The following is an 18,471-nucleotide window of genomic DNA, read 5'->3' as shown; positions in this document are numbered from 1 at the left end:
TCAAAATAGTGTGATTATTCCAGTGGGGCATGCGCGAGAAACCTTCTCCGGTCACGCTGCTGTCTTCAGATCGTAGAGCGAAAATCGCGTCGTTTCGAGATGTAGTTAACAGTTGTCCGATGAGTGGTTTTGGGTTCACTCAAACGCATGAATGGATGACCGAATGGTCATCCAAACGAAGATCTTCTTTTTTGAGGCAAGCCTCATTTACAGGACTTGAGGTCTACCGGGCCGACAAAATCATTACCCCGTCCCATGACGCAAGCGACCTGCTGATTGCGCTGGCGCTCCCAGGCCTGGGGAGGATAAGTCTTGTCCCAGGCTTGATAAAGCTGCTGGTCCTGGCGCGACAGGCGCAAGTTGTATTGTTTACTCATGTAGAAGTAGGTGCGGGCGATCATGCCGCGAATGGAAGGGCGAGGCATGACCTTTTTCGCCTTGAAATCCACTTGCGTCAGGCATGAACCGTACTGGCCTTTTTGCTCGGGTATCCAGCCAAAGCTGAAGTTGCTGCGGTCGCCATTCACTTCGCCGATGCTGGGCACCAGGTTATGCAGGTCTGCCTCGGCGCGTTTATAAACGGCATCGGTCTTTGTGCAGTTTTTGCGCCCGCCGTTCTGCCAGCATTGGCGCAGATGGCCGATCTGCCAGGCCGGAACGATGTGTTCCCATTCAATACGACTGGCGCGCTTGGCGCTCTTGCGCGGGACATAGCCGCAGCCCGCAAGATCGACCCGGTTGCCGGTGTATTTGCAGCCGCAGTAAAATTCGGTCGATTGTGGTGCGTATAACCCCCAGGCGACTTTCTTGGCTTCGCTGAAAGTACGCGGAGCTTCGGCCTGAGCGCTGAATGAAGCGGTGATGAGCAGGGTGGTGCAAAGCAGTGTCGAGAATCGAAACATCATGCCGTCAGTCTTCCTTCGGCAACGTCCAGAATATTTGCACGCCACCATCGTCGCGCCAGGCGAGGGTGACGTTGTCGTTCTCGGCTATTTCTTCAAGAAGCTGCGCCCAGTCGTCCTCTGACTCATCCGGTTGACGAAAAAGCAGGGCAGCCCTGGATTTCTGCGCGGTAGGCGAGTTGATGATCTTCTGTACCCGCATGCCCATGCGCTCGTAAGGGCCGGGAGTGGAGGCGGTCGCTGCGGTTTGTTTGGCCACGGATAAGGTTCCTGATTTTTGCTGTACGGGCATACAGTATTTCAGTGTCGGATCTTTCGCAACATCTATGTAAGATAAAGCGCTTGAAATGGCACACTATTGTCTTGAAAAACCAACGCTCCCGGAGTCGCGCATGAATATCAAGTCACTGGCATTTCCGTTACTGGCCGCAACTGCTGTACTGCTGGCAGGCTGCTCCACGCCTTCGGTCGTCACGCTTCAGAACGGCACACAATACATCACCAAGGACATGCCCAAGACCAAGAGTCGTGATGGTTTCTACGAGTTTGAAGACATCTCCGGCAAGAGAGTCCGCATCAAGGCCGACGAAGTGGCTACGGTCAGACCGGAGGAGTGAAATCCGACTGAGCACTAATGCTCGTTCCCTGCGCGTTGGGGGCGAGCAGTACGAACAGATTTCATTTTCGACGGATTGACAAACCCTGCGGGTTTTTTCATAGTTCATCCCTCGCAAACGTTTGCGTGTTGATGCATTGCATCGACCCTGCGTCGTTCGCCCGAACAATAATCACAAGATCGGAGATGAACTCATGAAGCTGCCATTCGCTGGACGCCTTCTCGCTGTCGCCATGTTCGCTGCTGTTACCGCAGTCATGCCCCTCTCTGCTGCATACGCTCAGACGCCTGAAAAACCCAAGGTCGCACTGGTGATGAAGTCGCTCGCCAATGAATTTTTCCTGACCATGGAAGACGGCGCCAAGGCTTATCAGAAAGAGCACGCCACCGATTTCGACCTGATTTCCAACGGGATCAAGGACGAGTCAGACACCTCTGCGCAGATTCGTATCGTCGAGCAGATGATTGTCTCCAAAGTCGACGCCCTGGTGATCGCGCCTGCCGACTCCAAGGCGTTGGTGCCGGTGCTCAAGAAAGCGACAGACGCCGGTATCAAGGTCGTCAATATCGACAACCAGCTTGATCCCGACGTGCTCAAAAGCAAAAGCCTGATGATCCCGTTCGTGGGGCCGGACAACCGCAAAGGTGCCGAGCTGGTAGGCGACTACCTGGCCAAGCAGCTCAAGAGCGGTGACGAAGTCGGCATTATCGAAGGCGTGCCGACCACCACCAACGCTCAGCAACGTACCGCCGGTTTCAAGGATGCCATGGACAAGGCGCAGATGAAGGTCGTGTCTGTGCAGTCCGGCAACTGGGAAATCGACAAGGGTAACGCCGTTGCTTCGGCGATGCTCAATGAATACCCGAACCTGAAGGCCCTGCTGGCCGGTAACGACAGCATGGCGCTGGGGGCGGTTTCTGCGGTGCGTGCAGCAGGCAAGGCTGGCAAGGTCATGGTCGTGGGTTACGACAACATCAACGCGATCAAACCGATGCTCAAGGACGGCCGAGTGTTGGCCACTGCTGACCAGTTTGCAGCCAAACAAGCGGTCTTTGGTATTGAAGCTGCGTTGAAGCTGGTCAAAGGCGAGAAGGTCGACACCAACGAAAAAGGCGTCATCGAAACGCCAGTAGAACTTGTTACCAAACCTTGATCCACGCCGCGTAAAGGTGCCCGTCCTTGCAGGACGGGCACTGGGAGAAATGTATGTCAGCGTCTGTTCAGACAGCTGTTCTTTCGGTCAGTGGCATCGGTAAAACCTACGCTCAACCCGTGCTCGGTGACGTCGATCTGACGTTGATGCGTGGCGAAGTGCTGGCCCTGACCGGGGAAAACGGTGCCGGTAAAAGCACCTTGTCGAAAATCATTGGCGGCCTGGTGACACCCACTACCGGGCGCATGGAGTTTCAGGGGCAGCCTTATGAACCTGCGAGTCGTACCCAGGCCGAAAAGCTCGGGGTTCGCATGGTCATGCAGGAACTCAACCTGCTGCCGACCCTGACCGTTGCCGAAAACCTGTTCCTTGACGACCTGCCGCGTCGTGCTGGCTGGATCGACCGCAAGCGTCTGCGTGAAAACGCGATCAAGGCTATGGCTCAAGTGGGGCTGGACGCTATTGATCCCGATACGCTGGTCGGCGATTTGGGGATCGGTCATCAGCAGATGGTCGAGATCGCTCGCAACCTGGTTGGCGACTGCCATGTGCTGATCCTCGACGAGCCTACTGCCATGCTCACCTCCCGCGAGGTGGAAATGCTGTTCGAGCAGATCACGCGATTGCAGGCTCGTGGCGTCTCGATCATCTACATCTCCCACCGGCTTGAGGAGCTTGCCAGGGTGTCTCAGCGCATAGCCGTACTGCGCGATGGCAAGCTGGTGTGCGTCGAGCCGATTGCCCGTTACAACAGCGAGCAACTGGTCACGTTGATGGTCGGCCGTGAACTTGGCGAACACATGGACATGGGCGCCCGGCAGATTGGCGAAGTAGCGCTGTCAGTCAAGGGGCTCACTCGTGCCGGCAAGGTTCAGGATGTTTCCTTCGATGTGCGGCGAGGTGAAATCTTCGGTATTTCCGGGCTGATCGGTGCCGGACGCACCGAGTTACTGCGCCTGATCTACGGTGCAGATGTTGCCGACAGTGGTGCGATTGAAGTTGGGCAGCCACTGCAAGCCGTCACCATTCGTTCACCCTCGGACGCCGTGGAGCACGGTATTGCCCTGATCACGGAAGACCGCAAGAGCGAAGGGCTGCTGATGTCGCAGTCAATCAGCGCCAACATTGCGCTGGGTAATATGCATTCGATCTCCAGAGCAGGCCTGGTTAACGCCGACGACGAACTGAAGCTGGCGCAGCGCCAGGTGGCTGCCATGCGTATTCGCAGTTCCAGTCCGGACCAATTGGTCTCCGAGCTATCAGGCGGTAATCAGCAGAAGGTCGTGATCGGTCGCTGGCTGGAACGTGATTGCCCGGTGATGCTGTTCGACGAACCGACCCGAGGCATCGACGTCGGTGCCAAATTCGATATCTACGCGCTGCTGGCCGAACTGACCCGTCAGGGCAGGGCGCTGGTGGTGGTTTCCAGTGATCTGCGCGAACTGATGTTGATCTGCGATCGTATCGGTGTGCTGTCTGCCGGTCGCCTGATCGACACGTTCGAGCGCGACAGCTGGACCCAGGACCAATTGCTTGCCGCTGCCTTCGCCGGTTATCAGAAACGTGACGCGCTGCTCAATGACGCCGCGCCCAGGAACGACTCATGAAAAATACTCCTTCTCCGACGCTGACCGTGCCGGCCCGTCGCGGCGGCAATTACTTTGGTCTTGGCACCTACATCGGGCTGGCGGGTGCGCTGCTGGTGATGATCGTGCTGTTTTCCCTGCTCAGCGATCACTTTCTGTCCTATCAGACATTCAGCATGCTGGCCAACCAGATCCCTGACCTGATGGTGCTGTCGGTCGGCATGACGCTGATCCTTATCATCGGCGGTATCGACCTGTCCGTTGGGTCGGTGCTGGCGCTGGCTGCTTCGGCTGTGAGTGTGGCCATCCTGGGCTGGGGCTGGAGTGTGTTCCCGGCCGCCTTGCTAGGCATCGCCTGCGCGACCCTGGCAGGCACGATTACCGGCTCCATTACCGTTGCCTGGCGCATCCCTTCGTTCATCGTCTCCCTCGGTGTGCTGGAGATGGCTCGTGGCGCGGCCTACCAGATGACCAATTCGCGCACCGCTTATATCGGTGATTCGTTCGCCTGGCTATCTGACCCGATCGCGTTCGGTATCGCGCCGTCGTTCATCATCGCATTGCTGGTTATTTTCATTGCTCAGGCCGTGCTGACCCGCACTGTTTTTGGTCGCTATCTGATCGGCATCGGCACCAATGAAGAAGCGGTGCGTCTGGCCGGTATCAATCCCAAACCCTACAAGATCCTGGTGTTCTCGCTGATGGGCCTACTGGCCGGTGTGGCGGCGCTGTTTCAGATATCGCGACTGGAAGCGGCTGATCCGAATGCCGGTGCAGGTCTTGAGCTGCAAGTGATTGCCGCCGTCGTGATCGGTGGCACCAGCCTGATGGGCGGGCGCGGTTCGATCATCAGTACTTTTTTCGGCGTGCTGATCATTTCGGTATTGGCCGCAGGCCTGGCGCAGATCGGTGCGACCGAGCCGACCAAGCGCATCATCACTGGTGCGGTGATCGTGATCGCAGTAGTGCTGGACACCTATCGCAGTCACCGGGCACGGCGCCAGGGCTGATATGGCGACTATCAAGGATGTCGCGGCGCTGGCGGGGATCTCGTACACCACGGTCTCCCATGTGCTGAACAAGACCCGGCCGGTGAGCGAGCCGGTCAGGCTCAAGGTCGAAGCGGCCATCGCGCAGCTCGATTATGTGCCCAGCGCCGTGGCGCGTTCGCTGAAGGCCAGGAGCACATCGACCATCGGCCTGTTGATTCCCAACGGTATGAATCCGTATTTCGCCGAGTTGGCGAGGGGCATCGAGGACTACTGTGAGCGCAACGGTTTTTGCGTGATCCTTTGTAATTCCGACGACAACCCGGAAAAGCAGCGCAGTTACCTGCGTGTTTTGCTGGAAAAGCGCGTTGACGGGTTGATTGTCTCGTCTGTGGCGGGTGATGCCAGCGTCGCCTGTGGCCTCACCGAGGTGCGCACGCCGCTGGTAATCGTCGACCGCGAGCTGCAAGGCATCGAAGCTGACATGGTGCGCATCGATCACGAGCAGGGCGCCTGGCTGGCAACACGACATCTGCTGGATCTCGGGCATCGTCACATTGCCTGCATTGGCGGACCGCGCGACAGCATGGTTGCCGAAATGCGCCTGGCGGGTTATCGGCGGGCCATGCAGCAGGCATCTGTCGAGGTCGGCCCGGATTGGGCGGTGCACAGCGAATTTACCAGTTCGGCTGGCCACGCAGCTGCGGGCCTGCTACTGGCCAGGCATGCGCCGACAGCGATTTTTGCCGGCAACGATGTCATCGCCATCGGTGTGCTGCGCGCAGCTGCCGAGCGTTCGATTCGCGTGCCTCAGGATCTGTCGGTCATCGGCTTTGATGACATTCAGATGAGCCGCTACGTCTATCCGGCCCTCACCACTGTGGGGCAATCGATCATGCAACTGGGCGAAACCGCCGCCGAAATGTTGTTAAACCGAATCGCCGCACCGCATACAGGTCCTGTCGAAAAAAGACTCGTGACGCCTTGCGTCTTGGTGCGCGAGTCCACGGCAGCGCCGAACACTTTGTCCAATGAATGACGCGCACGCACAGCAACGGATTAATGAGCCATGCAAGCAAAAATAGTGATAGTGGGCAGTCTGAACATGGATCTGGTCATCCGCGCCCAGCGTCTGCCGCGCCCCGGCGAGACGCTGAGCGGGGAGACGTTCGACACCGTGCCTGGTGGTAAAGGCGCCAACCAGGCAGTTGCCGCAGCGCGCCTGGGTGGCAGTGTGGCGATGATCGGCTGTGTGGGTGCCGATGCCTACGGGGAGCAACTGCGTGCAGCACTGCTGGCCGAGCATATCGACTGTCAGGCCGTGACGGTCGTTGAAGGCGTGTCCACCGGGATCGCTTCGATTGTGGTCGACGCCAGCAGTCAGAATGCAATTGTCATCGTTGCCGGAGGCAATGGTCGGCTCACTCCGGCATTGATCGAGCGTTTCGACGCATTGCTGGCGGGTTCCGGGATCGTCATCTGCCAGCTTGAAGTGCCGACTGAAACAGTTTTCCACACCCTGACCCGCGCCCGCGCGCTGGGCAAGACCGTCATTCTCAATCCTGCCCCGGCCAGCGAGCCTTTGCCGGCAAACTGGTATGGCCTTATCGACTATCTGATCCCCAATGAAAGTGAGGCGCAGACCCTGACCGGTGTGACTGTCGACTCCTCGGCGGCGGCTGAAGAGGCGGCAGCGGCCATGCTGGCTGCCGGGGCGCGCAACGTAATCATTACCCTGGGTGAGCGCGGAACCCTGTTCGCCAGTGCTGCGGGCGTGAAACATATCCCTGCGCGTCGTGTACAGGCCGTGGACACCACCGCTGCAGGTGATACCTTTGTCGGTGGTTTTGCCGCAGCACTGGCGGCGGGTCAGAGTGAATCGCAGGCCATTCGCTTCGGTCAGGCCGCGGCAGCCATATCCGTGACCCGCGCGGGTGCCCAGCCGTCCATCCCGACGTTCGAGGAAGTAAAGGAATTCGATTCACTATGAAAAAGACCCCGCTACTCAACATTGCCCTGTCTCGCGTCATTGCGTCGCTGGGGCATGGCGACATCCTGATGATCGTCGACGCTGGAATGCCAGTACCGGCAGGCGTCGAGCTGATCGACCTGGCGCTGACTCGCGGCGTACCTGATTTCGTCAGTGTGCTGGACGTGGTGCTGAGTGAGATGCAGGTCGAAAGCCATGTGCTGGCCAACGAAATGGCCGAGGTCAAGCCGCCCGCATTGCAGGTCATCGAAAGCCTGAACCTCGATGATCAATTGGGTCAGCAGCGCTGGATAAGCCATGAGGACCTGAAAGTATTGAGCCGCAAGGCCAAGGCAATCATCCGTACCGGAGAATGCCAGCCGTACAGTAATGTGGCGCTGGTTTCCGGAGTTGTGTTCTAGCTATCAAGAAAGGGAGTTTCATATGACGTTGATGCAGTTTTCCAGACAGTTCATTCGTGGAGCATTGCTCTTGTCCATACTGAGTAGCGCTGCCGTTCAGGCGGCAGAAAAGCGTGATCTGATCATCGATACCGATCCCGGCGCGGACGACGTCGTTGCGCTGCTGCTGGCGCTGGCGTCACCCGAAGAATTGAACGTGATGGCGATCACCACCGTGGCCGGCAATGTCCGTCTGGACAAGACCTCGCGCAATGCCAGGCTGGCGCGTGAATGGGCCGGGCGTGAAGAAGTGCCGGTGTATGCCGGTGCGCCCAAACCGTTGGTGCGCACACCTATCTACGCAGAAAACGTTCACGGTCAGGAAGGGTTGCCCGGCGTGCCCGTGCATGAGCCAGCCAAGGGGTTGGCCGACGGTAATGCAGTCGATTACCTGATCCGCACCTTGAGCAAGGCCAAGCCGCACAGCATCACTATCGCCATGCTCGGTCCGCAGACCAACCTGGCGCTGGCGCTCGTGCAGGCACCGGAAATCACCCAGGGCATCAAGGAAGTGGTGGTCATGGGGGGCGCGCATTTCAACGGCGGTAACATTACGCCGGTTGCCGAATTCAACCTGTTTGCTGACCCGCATGCTGCGCAGATCGTTCTGGCCAGTGGTGTGAAGCTTACTTACGTACCGTTGGACGTGACCCATAAGATCCTGACCAGCGAACAACGCCTCAAGCAGATTGCCGCATTGGGCAATAACGCCGGCAAGCTGGTCGACGGCATTCTCAATGAATACGTCAAACTGGACATGGAGCATTACGGCTTGCCCGGTGGTCCGGTTCACGACGCCAGTGTCATTGCCTGGTTGCTCAAGCCCGAGTTGTTTTCCGGGCGGCAGATCAACGTTGCGGTCGACACCCGCGAGGGCATTGGTTTCGGTCAGACAGTGGCTGACTGGTACGGCACGCTCAAGCAGCCGCAGAATGTATTCTGGGTCGAGAATGGCGACGCTCAGGGTTTCTTCGATCTGCTGACCGAGCGTCTGGCGCGACTGAAGTAACCCATCACGCGGGCTGCAACAGGTGCATCAGACCGGCAGCCCTGCCGTGGCATAACGGCTCAGTACCTGGCTGATGAAGGCGCGGGCACCCTCGGTGCCCAGTTCCTTGATCAGCAGGTCGACGGCAATGATCATCAGCTCTTCCGGGTTTCCGGGGCTGTGCGAGCAGTGGCCCTGAGGCCATCTGGCCTTGATGTCTGCATCCAGAGTTATGGCTGTCATGTCTGTTGATCTCCAGTGAAGGGTCACGCACTACGCTGTTCGCTTCCCGGCGCTTGCGTCTCTCGCAGTAAACCATTCCGCGCACATTTTGACACTTCTACTTACATCTCATACCGATAGTCAGAGTCTATGGCCATAGGTTGTAAACGTTTTGTGACGATTTCACCGCGCGCCCTGTGTGATCCCAAGGCAGACTCTCGGCCCAGGCAGATCAACAGGTTGCCGATGGCTTCTCAACTAGAGTTGTGCAACCAACGCGTCTGAGCGCGGTCGGACAGGTCTGGAATGTTTTATTGGCAGAGGAGGGTGTATGCCCCGGAAGTTCGCAACATTGGGTTTTGTGGTCGTGGCGTCGTTGCTGGCAGGATGCAGCAGCACGTCCTCTGATAAGGACGCTGAAGCGTCCGTCAAGGCAGACGCTCCCGCATCCGCCAGTAACGCCAACGCCATACCTGGCCGTTGTGATGCAGGGCTTGGCCAGTTCGCAATCGGCAAGCCAGCGTCCATCGACCTTCTGTCACAAGTGCGCGCCCGTACCGGTTCTCAGGATGCCCGCATTCTCGGGCCTGACGACATGGTCACGCTGGAATACCGATCCGAGCGGGTAAACGTCAATACCGACGTTTCGGGAAAGGTGACGCGCATCAACTGCGGTTGAGTCGGCACTTTTCTGTGGCGCATAAAAAACCCCGTCAGTGACGGGGTTTTTTTATGTCAGGTGAATCAGGCTACCTGAACTTCTTCTGCTTGCATGCCTTTCTGGCCTTTAGCCGCAACAAAAGTAACGGTCTGGCCTTCTTTCAGGCTTTTGAAACCGTCGCTCTGGATTGCTTTGAAGTGTACGAACAGGTCGTCACCGCCACCCTGTGGAGTGATAAAGCCGAAGCCTTTTTCATCGTTGAACCATTTTACGGTGCCGGTTTGGCGATTAGACATGGTGTATCTCCAGAAACATAATTTTCAATAACGTGCTGCTCAGGCCAACTGGGCACACGGGCCTATCATAGTCGAAATGCGCAAAAAGACAGCTACTAAGGTTATCTCTTTAGCCTGGGCCCCTGCATATGCAAAGCGTCATACACGTAAAGTGGCTAAATGATGTCTCTGATTGCCTTGCATCAAGACTGTGCAGCATATGCTGAAAGCCCCGCTCTGCAAGGCTTTCAGGTTAGCGGCGGGGCGTAGCTCTCGGCATTTCAGGCGGCTGCTTTACCGAGTTAAAAAAAATGATTTATTTTGATTTGGTGCAGTTTTCGGCAACCAGTTTCTGCAGTTTTTGCGTCAATGCAGGGGCAGGAGCGCTATCGGTACTGCTCAATGCTTCGATTTCCTGCTGAGAAAACTCCTTGTTCACTACCCGGGCGCTGCAATCGCAATGAGCTTGTGCGGCCTTGGCATCCTGCTTGTGCTGATTCGCCGCGGCGATGCATTCCTGCGTGAACGTGTCTTGCACGGTTTTTTCCATGGCGGCCTGAGCGCCCCAAGGGGCCAGGACGGCGGCGCAGGCGAGGAGTGCGGACAGACGGGAAAGCTTCATGGTGTTCTCCTTTTGCTGACTTTAGTGAACAAGGAAACGTACAGGATCCTGACTGGTTAAGACGCCCATCACGCCTGCCAGTTCAGGTGACGTGTTATTTGGTGTGATTTACGCATATGGACGTCCGGTGTAGGCCGAGCTGTGCTAGGATGCGCGTCCTGTTATTTTCAAGTGTCCCCATTGCTGATGGCTTTGGACGCGACGCAGGCAGGTTTTTCGTACATTCCAGTCATCTGGTCCGGTTCAAGGTTGGCCCCAAGGCTCCTGCCACTGTGAGGCAGGCATACCACCGGATCACGTACTGGCTCATCCCAACCCACGTGACCTTTGGTAGGGGTCACCACTAGGAGAGGAGGCGCCATGCCAACTATTACTCTTCCCGACGGCAGTCAACGTTCATTCGATCATGCGGTTTCCGTAGCCGATGTCGCGCTTTCAATCGGCGCCGGGCTGGCCAAGGCCACCGTGGCCGGCAAGGTTGACGGCAAGCTCGTTGACGCCTGCGACCTGATCGAAAACGATGCCAGCCTGCAGATCATCACCCCCAAGGATCAGGAAGGGCTGGAAATAATCCGTCACTCTTGCGCTCACCTGGTCGGGCATGCGGTCAAGCAGTTGTATCCGACTGCAAAAATGGTCATCGGCCCGGTGATCGACGACGGCTTCTATTACGATATCGCCTACGAGCGCCCGTTCACGCCTGACGACATGGCGGCGATCGAGCAGCGCATGCAGCAGCTGATCGAAAAAGATTACGACGTCATCAAGAAAGTCACCCCGCGCGCTGAAGTGATCGAGGTGTTCACCGCCCGTCACGAAGACTACAAGCTGCGCCTGGTCGAAGACATGCCGAACGAGCAGGCCATGGGCCTGTATTACCACGAAGAATACGTCGACATGTGCCGTGGTCCGCACGTGCCGAATACGCGTTTCCTGAAATCGTTCAAGTTGACCAAGCTGTCCGGTGCCTACTGGCGCGGTGACGCCAAGAACGAGCAATTGCAGCGTGTCTACGGCACTGCCTGGGCTGACAAGAAGCAGTTGGCTGCCTACATTCAGCGCATCGAAGAAGCCGAAAAGCGCGATCATCGCAAGATCGGCAAGCGCCTCGGCCTGTTCCATACCCAGGAAGAAGCGCCGGGTATGGTGTTCTGGCATCCGCAGGGCTGGACCCTGTATCAGGTGCTTGAGCAGTACATGCGCAAAGTGCAGCGTGAGAATGGCTACCTCGAGATCAAGACCCCGCAAGTGGTCGATCGCTCGCTCTGGGAGAAATCCGGGCACTGGGCCAACTACGCTGACAACATGTTCACTACCGAGTCCGAGAGTCGCGACTACGCGATCAAGCCGATGAACTGCCCTTGCCACGTGCAGGTGTTCAATCAGGGCCTGAAGAGCTACCGCGAGCTGCCGATGCGTCTGGCCGAGTTCGGTGCCTGCCACCGTAACGAACCGTCGGGGGCCTTGCACGGCATCATGCGTGTGCGTGGCTTCACTCAGGACGACGCTCATATCTTCTGTACCGAAGATCAGATGCAGGCCGAATCTGCCGCATTCATCAAGCTGACGCTGGATGTCTACGCCGATTTCGGTTTCAAGGACATCGAACTCAAATTGTCCACTCGCCCTGAAAAGCGTGTAGGCTCCGACGAGCTTTGGGACCGTGCCGAGACGGCGCTTGCCTCTGCGCTCGACAGTGCTGGTCTGCCCTATGATCTGCAGCCGGGCGAAGGCGCGTTCTACGGTCCGAAAATCGAGTTTTCCCTCAAGGACTGCCTCGGCCGGGTCTGGCAGTGCGGCACCTTGCAGCTGGACTTCAACTTGCCGATCCGTTTGAGCGCCGAGTACGTTTCGGAAGACAACAGTCGCAAGAATCCGGTCATGTTGCACCGTGCGATTCTTGGGTCTTTCGAGCGTTTCATCGGAATTCTGATCGAGCATTACGAAGGCGCGTTTCCAGCCTGGCTGGCGCCTACCCAGGCAGTGATCATGAATATCACTGACAAACAGGCCGATTTTGCCCTTGAAGTGGAAAAAACTCTGGCTGAAAGCGGGTTTCGTGCCAAGTCCGACTTGAGAAATGAAAAGATCGGCTTTAAAATCCGCGAGCATACTTTGCTCAAGGTTCCTTATCTCCTCGTGATTGGAGATCGGGAGGTTGAAATGCAAACTGTCGCTGTGCGTACACGTGAAGGCGCTGACCTTGGCTCGATGCCGGTTGCCCAATTCGCTGAATTCCTCGCACAAGCGGTTTCCCGGCGTGGTCGCCAAGATACGGAGTAATTATTATTAAGCGTGAAATGAGACAAGATAAACGAGCTGCACCCAAGGCCCCGATCAATGAAAATATCTCGGCCCGCGAGGTTCGTTTAATTGGCGCTGACGGCGAGCAGATTGGCATCGTCTCGATTGATGAAGCGCTTCGTATTGCCGAAGAGGCTAAGCTGGATCTGGTAGAGATTTCTGCCGACGCACTTCCTCCGGTCTGCCGTGTGATGGATTACGGCAAATCGATCTTCGAGAAGAAGAAGCAGGTTGCTGCAGCGAAGAAAAACCAGAAGCAGATCCAGGTTAAAGAAATCAAGTTTCGTCCAGGGACGGAGGAAGGGGATTACCAGGTAAAACTACGCAACCTGGTACGTTTCCTGAGTGACGGGGACAGGGCCAAGGTATCGTTGAGATTCCGCGGTCGTGAGATGGCCCACCAGGAGCTGGGTATGGAGCTGTTGAAGCGGGTTGAAGGTGACCTGCTCGAATACGGTTCCGTCGAACAGCATCCTAAGATGGAAGGACGCCAGCTGATCATGGTCATCGCCCCGAAAAAGAAGAAATAACCACCAGGGCACGGCAGGCCTTGCGGTTATATTTATCAACTGAATGCGGAGTATCCGAACATGCCAAAGATGAAGACTAAAAGTGGTGCAGCTAAGCGGTTTTTGAAAACCGCCAACGGCATCAAGCACAAGCACGCTTTCAAGAGCCACATCCTGACCAAAATGTCGACAAAGCGTAAGCGTCAACTGCGCGGTAGCAGCTTGCTGCATCCGTCTGACGTGGCAAAAGTCGAGCGCATGCTGCGCCTTCGTTAATTTTGATCAAGATATAGAGGAAGTAACTCATGGCTCGTGTAAAGCGTGGCGTCATTGCCCGTAAGCGTCACAAAAAAATTCTGAAACTTGCAAAAGGCTACTACGGCGCGCGTTCACGCGTATTCCGTGTTGCCAAGCAAGCGGTAATCAAGGCAGGCCAATACGCCTACCGTGACCGTCGTCAGAAAAAACGTCAGTTCCGCGCTCTGTGGATCGCTCGTATCAACGCTGGTGCTCGTGTTAACGGTCTGTCCTACAGCCGTTTCATTGCCGGCCTGAAAAAAGCGTCCATCGAGATCGACCGTAAGGTTCTGGCTGATCTGGCAGTGAACGAAAAAGCGGCGTTTGCTGCGATTGTCGAGAAAGCTAAAGCCACCTTGGCCTAAGTCCCCGACAATCACTGGCCCCGGTTCTCCGGGGTCGGTGTTAAACGTCATAAATAGGGGAAGAGCCTTCAGCTCTTCCCCTATTTTGTATCTGGAGTCTGTACATGGAAAACCTGGACGCGCTGGTCTCTCAAGCTCTTGAGGCTGTGCAAAGCGCCGAAGATATCAATGCCCTGGAGCAAATCCGGGTTCACTACCTTGGCAAGAAAGGCGAGTTGACTCAGGTGATGAAGACCCTGGGTAACCTGCCAGCTGAAGAGCGTCCGCAAGTCGGCGCGCTGATCAACGTTGCCAAGGAGCGTGTCACAGAGGTTCTCAATGCACGCAAGGCATCGTTCGAGCAGGCAGAGCTGACTGCCAGGCTCGCTGCCGAATGCATCGATGTGACCCTGCCGGGCCGCGGCCAGACCTCAGGTGGTCTGCACCCGATTACCCGTACTCTGGAACGTATCGAACAATTCTTCACGCACATTGGCTACGGCATCGCCGAAGGCCCTGAAGTCGAAGACGATTATCACAACTTCGAGGCGCTCAATATCCCAGGCCATCACCCGGCCCGGTCGATGCATGACACCTTCTATTTCAATGCGAACATGCTGCTGCGCACCCATACCTCACCGGTACAGGTCCGCACCATGGAATCGCAACAGCCGCCGATCCGCATTGTCTGCCCAGGCCGTGTGTACCGTAGCGACTCCGATATCACCCACTCGCCGATGTTCCACCAGATCGAAGGTCTGCTGGTTGATCGCGACATCAATTTTGCCGACCTGAAAGGCACCATCGAAGAATTCCTGCGGGTGTTCTTCGAGAAAGAACTGGCCGTGCGCTTTCGTCCTTCGTATTTTCCGTTCACCGAGCCGTCGGCAGAAGTGGATATGGAATGCGTGATGTGCAGTGGCAAGGGCTGCCGTGTCTGCAAGCAGACTGGCTGGCTAGAAGTCATGGGCTGCGGCATGGTCCACCCGAACGTGCTGCGCATGTCGGGTATCGACCCTGAAGAGTTTCAGGGCTTCGCGTTCGGCATGGGCGTAGAGCGTCTGGCCATGCTGCGTTACGGCGTCAATGATTTGCGCCTGTTCTTCGACAACGATTTGCGGTTCCTCGCGCAATTTCGCTAAGTCGTAACGAACCTTTCAGGAGAGCAGGATGAAATTCAGTGAACAATGGCTGCGTGGCTGGGTAAGCCCGCAGGTTTCCCGCGACGAGCTGGTTGCTCGTCTGTCGATGGCCGGTCTTGAGGTTGACAGCGTCACGCTGGCCGCCGGCGCTTTCAGTGGAGTGGTCGTGGGCGAGGTGCTGAGCACCGAACAACACCCCGATGCCGACAAGCTGCGCGTGTGCCAGGTCAGCAATGGCAGCGAAACCTTTCAGGTTGTGTGTGGCGCGCCAAACGTGCGCCCCGGTTTGAAAATTCCGTTCGCCATGATCGGTGCCGAGCTGCCGGGCGATTTCAAGATCAAGAAAGCCAAGCTGCGTGGCGTCGAGTCCAACGGCATGCTGTGTTCGGCTGCCGAGTTGCAGGCTGGCGAGGGCAATGATGGCCTGATGGAGCTGGCCGCCGATGCGCCGGTCGGTGAGGACATTCGCGTCTACCTGAACCTGGACGACGCCAGCATCGAGGTCGACCTGACCCCGAACCGTGGCGACTGCCTGTCGGTGGCCGGTCTGGCGCGTGAAGTCGGCGCGTTGTACGCCGCTGACGTGACGCGTCCGCAGATCGCTGCTGTCGCTGCCGTGCACGATGAAGTGCGCCCGGTTGAAGTTCTGGCTCCAGCAGCTTGCCCACGTTACCTGGGCCGCGTCATCCGCAACGTTGACTTGTCGCGTCCTACTCCGTTGTGGATGGTCGAGCGCCTGCGTCGTTCCGACGTGCGCAGCATCGATGCGGCTGTCGACATCACCAACTACGTGATGCTCGAGCTGGGGCAGCCTCTGCATGCTTTCGATCTGGCCGAAATCAACGGTGGCATTCGTGTGCGCATGGCGGAGGAGGGCGAGAAGCTCGTTCTGCTCGATGGTCAGGAAGTCAGCCTGCGTGCCGACACCCTGGTCATTGCCGACCACCAGCGTGCTCTGGCAATTGCCGGTGTCATGGGTGGCGAGCACAGCGGCGTAACTGCCGGTACTCGCGATATCTTCCTGGAAAGTGCTTTCTTCGACACCATCTCGGTGGCTGGCAAGGCGCGTTCCTACGGTCTGCACACCGATGCCTCGCACCGTTACGAGCGTGGTGTTGACTGGCAACTGGCCCGTGAAGCCATGGAGCGTGCGACTGGCCTGCTGCTGGAAATTACCGGTGGTGAGGCTGGTCCGATAACAGAAGTGGTCAGCGAACAGCATTTGCCATCGATTGCTCCGGTTACGTTGCGCGCCAGTCGCGTCGAGCAGATGCTCGGTCTGGTCATTGAAAACGCCGAAATCGAGCGTCTGCTGACAGGCCTGGGCCTTGCTGTGGCTGCCGAAGCCGACGGCCAGTGGCGTGTAGAAGTGCCAAGTCATCGCTTCGACATCAGCCTTGAAGTCGATCTGATCGAAGAGCTGGCACGTCTGTACGGTTACAACCGTCTGCCGGTCCGCTACCCGGAAGCCCGTCTTGCTCCTCAGGCCAAGGCCGAAGCCAAGGGCGATCTGCCCGAGCTGCGCCGCCTGCTGGTTGCCCGCGGTTATCAGGAGGCGATTACCTACAGCTTCATCGACCCGAAATGGTTCGAACTGTTCTCGCCGGGCGCCAAGCCACTGTTGCTGGCCAACCCGATTTCCAATGACATGGCCGCCATGCGCGCCTCGTTGTGGCCGGGTCTGGTCAAAGCGCTGCAGCACAACCTTAACCGCCAGCAGGACCGCGTACGCATGTTCGAAAGCGGCCTGCGCTTCGTCGGTCAGCTTGACGGCTTGAAGCAAGAGCCGATGCTGGCGGGTGTGGTATGCGGCAGCCGTCTGCCGGAAGGTTGGGCGCAAGGCCGTGATGCGGTCGATTTCTTCGACGTCAAGGCTGACGTCGAAGCGGTTCTGGGGTTTGCCGGTGCGCTGGGTGAGTTCACCTTCAAACCGGGCCAGCATCCCGCCTTGCACCCAGGCCAGACAGCTCGCATCGAGCGCGATGGTCGTGAAGTCGGTTTCCTGGGCGCCATTCACCCGGAACTGTCGAAAACCCTGGGCCTGGATCGTCCGGTCTTTGTTTTCGAGCTGGTTCTGGCTGAAGTATCGACAGGCCGTCTGCCGAAATTCCACGAGCTTTCGCGCTTCCCGGAAGTGCGTCGCGACCTGGCCTTGCTGGCTGATCGCGACGTTTCGGCCAGTGCGGTTCTGGACGTTATTCGTGAAAATGCAGGCGAGTGGCTCACAGACCTCAGGTTATTTGATGTTTACCAGGGTAAAGGCATTGATCCACATAGAAAAAGCCTTGCAGTCGGCTTGACCTGGCAGCATCCATCGCGCACTCTTAATGACGATGAGGTAAACGCAACGACACTTGCTATCCTCACCTCGCTTGAGGAGAGGTTAAACGCCACGTTAAGGAAGTAGCGTATGGGGGCTCTGACGAAAGCTGAGATGGCCGAACGTCTGTACGAAGAGCTGGGCCTGAATAAACGGGAAGCCAAGGAACTGGTTGAACTGTTTTTTGAAGAAATCAGGCACGCTCTGGAAGATAACGAGCAGGTGAAGTTGTCAGGTTTTGGCAACTTCGACCTTCGAGACAAGCGCCAGCGGCCTGGGAGAAATCCCAAGACCGGTGAAGAAATTCCGATTACGGCGCGCCGTGTGGTCACCTTTCGTCCAGGGCAGAAGCTGAAGGCCCGAGTTGAGGCATATGCTGGAACCAAGTCATAACGATGAGCTACCGCCGATCCCCGGCAAACGCTACTTCACCATCGGTGAGGTCAGCGAGCTCTGCGCGGTAAAACCGCACGTTTTGCGTTATTGGGAGCAGGAGTTTCCTCAACTCAACCCCGTCAAGCGACGCGGAAACCGCCGGTATTATCAGCGCCAGGATGTGCTGATGATCCGTCAGATCCGCGGCTTGCTCTACGATCAGGGCTTCACCATTGGTGGTGCCCGACTTCGTCTTACCACCGGGGAACCGAAGGACGATACCCAGCAGTACAAGCAGATGATCCGGCAGATGATTGCCGAGCTGGAAGACGTACTGGTTATGCTCAAAGCGTAATTGAGCATCCAGGATACTTCCAAAATTCAAACGCTTAGGGTATATTTCTCAACGTTTTCGCAGGTTGAAAAACAGATACACGCCTAGTCGGGGCGTAGCGCAGTCCGGTAGCGCACTAGCATGGGGTGCTAGGGGTCGAGTGTTCGAATCACTCCGTCCCGACCATATTATTCAGTGACTTAGCCCAACCTGAGAAGGTTGGGCTTTTTCATGTGCGTGAGTTTTGAGTGACCTGCTGTCTCTCGATGGTTATCACCTTTTCCAAATTGTCACAAACGGCCCGTGTGATCATTTTCTGACACCATGTTTGCAGCCTAGGTCATGTATCCAGGATCTGAGCATTGGTCCTGCGCTTCGCTGTGGGATGCTCCGCTGAGGGA

The 18,471-nt window shown here is 57.2% G+C and carries 22 protein-coding genes and 1 tRNA gene; 18 read left to right on the top strand and 5 right to left on the bottom strand.

Going from position 1 to position 18,471, the window contains the following annotated elements; genetic code table 11:
- Positions 1-203: 203 nt before the first annotated feature.
- Together AO068_RS03000 and AO068_RS02995 are read right to left on the bottom strand one after the other, a co-directional pair.
- Positions 204-905 (bottom strand): endonuclease, encoded by a 702-nt coding sequence (locus AO068_RS03000; protein WP_058400205.1) that lies wholly within the window; start codon positions 903-905, stop codon positions 204-206.
- Between the two features lie 4 nt (positions 906-909).
- On the bottom strand, positions 910-1,161 hold the full coding sequence (locus AO068_RS02995; RefSeq protein WP_004662361.1) for a DUF1654 domain-containing protein: 252 nt from the start codon (positions 1,159-1,161) through the stop codon (positions 910-912).
- A gap of 133 nt (positions 1,162-1,294) precedes the next feature.
- On the opposite strand from AO068_RS02995, the gene AO068_RS02990 reads away from it, so the two are divergent.
- The 8 genes from AO068_RS02990 (at position 1,295) to AO068_RS02955 (ending at position 8,686) form a co-directional block, all read left to right on the top strand.
- Positions 1,295-1,519 carry a YgdI/YgdR family lipoprotein gene (locus AO068_RS02990; protein ID WP_005746777.1) on the top strand — a complete coding sequence of 75 codons (225 nt, stop codon included), beginning with the start codon at positions 1,295-1,297 and terminating at the stop codon, positions 1,517-1,519.
- Between the two features lie 232 nt (positions 1,520-1,751).
- The gene (locus AO068_RS02985) at positions 1,752-2,672 is read left to right on the top strand and encodes a sugar ABC transporter substrate-binding protein (protein ID WP_371875231.1); all 921 of its coding nucleotides are present in this window, start codon (positions 1,752-1,754) and stop codon (positions 2,670-2,672) included.
- A 53-nt stretch (positions 2,673-2,725) separates the two neighbouring features.
- Entirely contained in the window at positions 2,726-4,279 is a 1,554-nt protein-coding gene (locus AO068_RS02980) for a sugar ABC transporter ATP-binding protein (protein WP_058407611.1), read from the top strand.
- Positions 4,276-5,268 carry an ABC transporter permease gene (locus AO068_RS02975; protein WP_002553148.1) on the top strand — a complete coding sequence of 331 codons (993 nt, stop codon included), beginning with the start codon at positions 4,276-4,278 and terminating at the stop codon, positions 5,266-5,268. The genes AO068_RS02980 and AO068_RS02975 overlap by 4 nt, the downstream gene beginning before the upstream one ends.
- Position 5,269: 1 nt before the next feature.
- The gene (locus AO068_RS02970; protein ID WP_058407610.1) at positions 5,270-6,286 is read left to right on the top strand and encodes a LacI family DNA-binding transcriptional regulator; all 1,017 of its coding nucleotides are present in this window, start codon (positions 5,270-5,272) and stop codon (positions 6,284-6,286) included.
- Positions 6,287-6,316: 30 nt separating this feature from the next.
- Positions 6,317-7,237, top strand: coding sequence for a ribokinase (rbsK, locus tag AO068_RS02965; RefSeq protein ID WP_058407609.1), 921 nt, complete (start codon positions 6,317-6,319; stop codon positions 7,235-7,237).
- Positions 7,234-7,638: a D-ribose pyranase gene (gene rbsD, locus AO068_RS02960; RefSeq protein ID WP_044323545.1), complete on the top strand. Its 405-nt coding sequence runs from the start codon at positions 7,234-7,236 to the stop codon at positions 7,636-7,638. Before rbsK ends, rbsD begins: the two co-directional genes overlap by 4 nt.
- Positions 7,639-7,660: 22 nt before the next feature.
- Entirely contained in the window at positions 7,661-8,686 is a 1,026-nt protein-coding gene (locus AO068_RS02955) for a nucleoside hydrolase (RefSeq protein WP_057402304.1), read from the top strand.
- Between the two features lie 27 nt (positions 8,687-8,713).
- Here the strand turns inward: AO068_RS02955 and AO068_RS02950 are convergent, their stop codons facing one another.
- A complete protein-coding gene (locus AO068_RS02950; protein WP_002553154.1) occupies positions 8,714-8,908 on the bottom strand; it encodes a hypothetical protein in 195 nt (64 codons plus the stop codon).
- Positions 8,909-9,218: 310 nt separating this feature from the next.
- Here AO068_RS02950 and AO068_RS02945 point away from each other — a divergent pair, with 310 nt between their 5' ends.
- Positions 9,219-9,566, top strand: coding sequence for an I78 family peptidase inhibitor (locus AO068_RS02945; protein WP_058407608.1), 348 nt, complete (start codon positions 9,219-9,221; stop codon positions 9,564-9,566).
- Positions 9,567-9,631: 65 nt separating this feature from the next.
- On the opposite strand, the gene AO068_RS02940 is transcribed toward AO068_RS02945, so the two are convergent.
- Positions 9,632-9,844: a cold-shock protein gene (locus tag AO068_RS02940; protein WP_003315566.1), complete on the bottom strand. Its 213-nt coding sequence runs from the start codon at positions 9,842-9,844 to the stop codon at positions 9,632-9,634.
- A gap of 295 nt (positions 9,845-10,139) precedes the next feature.
- Positions 10,140-10,445, bottom strand: a complete 306-nt coding sequence (locus tag AO068_RS02935; RefSeq protein WP_058407607.1) for a hypothetical protein — start codon at positions 10,443-10,445, stop codon at positions 10,140-10,142.
- A 360-nt stretch (positions 10,446-10,805) separates the two neighbouring features.
- Here AO068_RS02935 and thrS point away from each other — a divergent pair, with 360 nt between their 5' ends.
- From thrS to AO068_RS02890, 9 genes are all read left to right on the top strand, one after another.
- Positions 10,806-12,728: a threonine--tRNA ligase gene (gene thrS / locus AO068_RS02930; RefSeq protein WP_002553158.1), complete on the top strand. Its 1,923-nt coding sequence runs from the start codon at positions 10,806-10,808 to the stop codon at positions 12,726-12,728.
- On the top strand, positions 12,728-13,279 hold the full coding sequence (infC, locus tag AO068_RS02925) for a translation initiation factor IF-3 (RefSeq protein WP_170855886.1): 552 nt from the start codon (positions 12,728-12,730) through the stop codon (positions 13,277-13,279). Before thrS ends, infC begins: the two co-directional genes overlap by 1 nt.
- 60 nt (positions 13,280-13,339) lie before the next feature.
- On the top strand, positions 13,340-13,534 hold the full coding sequence (gene rpmI, locus AO068_RS02920) for a 50S ribosomal protein L35 (protein ID WP_002553160.1): 195 nt from the start codon (positions 13,340-13,342) through the stop codon (positions 13,532-13,534).
- A 29-nt stretch (positions 13,535-13,563) separates the two neighbouring features.
- Entirely contained in the window at positions 13,564-13,920 is a 357-nt protein-coding gene (gene rplT, locus AO068_RS02915) for a 50S ribosomal protein L20 (protein ID WP_002553161.1), read from the top strand.
- A gap of 104 nt (positions 13,921-14,024) precedes the next feature.
- Positions 14,025-15,041 (top strand): phenylalanine--tRNA ligase subunit alpha, encoded by a 1,017-nt coding sequence (gene pheS / locus AO068_RS02910; RefSeq protein ID WP_003367019.1) that lies wholly within the window; start codon positions 14,025-14,027, stop codon positions 15,039-15,041.
- A gap of 28 nt (positions 15,042-15,069) precedes the next feature.
- Positions 15,070-17,448 carry a phenylalanine--tRNA ligase subunit beta gene (gene pheT, locus AO068_RS02905; RefSeq protein ID WP_058407606.1) on the top strand — a complete coding sequence of 793 codons (2,379 nt, stop codon included), beginning with the start codon at positions 15,070-15,072 and terminating at the stop codon, positions 17,446-17,448.
- Positions 17,449-17,451: 3 nt separating this feature from the next.
- On the top strand, positions 17,452-17,754 hold the full coding sequence (gene ihfA / locus AO068_RS02900) for an integration host factor subunit alpha (protein ID WP_002553164.1): 303 nt from the start codon (positions 17,452-17,454) through the stop codon (positions 17,752-17,754).
- On the top strand, positions 17,735-18,091 hold the full coding sequence (locus AO068_RS02895) for a MerR family transcriptional regulator (protein ID WP_002553165.1): 357 nt from the start codon (positions 17,735-17,737) through the stop codon (positions 18,089-18,091). Before ihfA ends, AO068_RS02895 begins: the two co-directional genes overlap by 20 nt.
- A gap of 88 nt (positions 18,092-18,179) precedes the next feature.
- Positions 18,180-18,256: transfer RNA gene (locus AO068_RS02890), tRNA-Pro, on the top strand.
- Positions 18,257-18,471 lie beyond the last annotated feature (215 nt).

This window comes from Pseudomonas sp. ICMP 3272, assembly GCF_001466905.1.
Classification (GTDB): Bacteria; Pseudomonadota; Gammaproteobacteria; order Pseudomonadales; family Pseudomonadaceae; genus Aquipseudomonas; species Aquipseudomonas amygdali.
The sequence above is the reverse complement of the archived record's forward strand: the minus strand, read 5'-3'. Positions and strand labels throughout refer to the sequence as shown.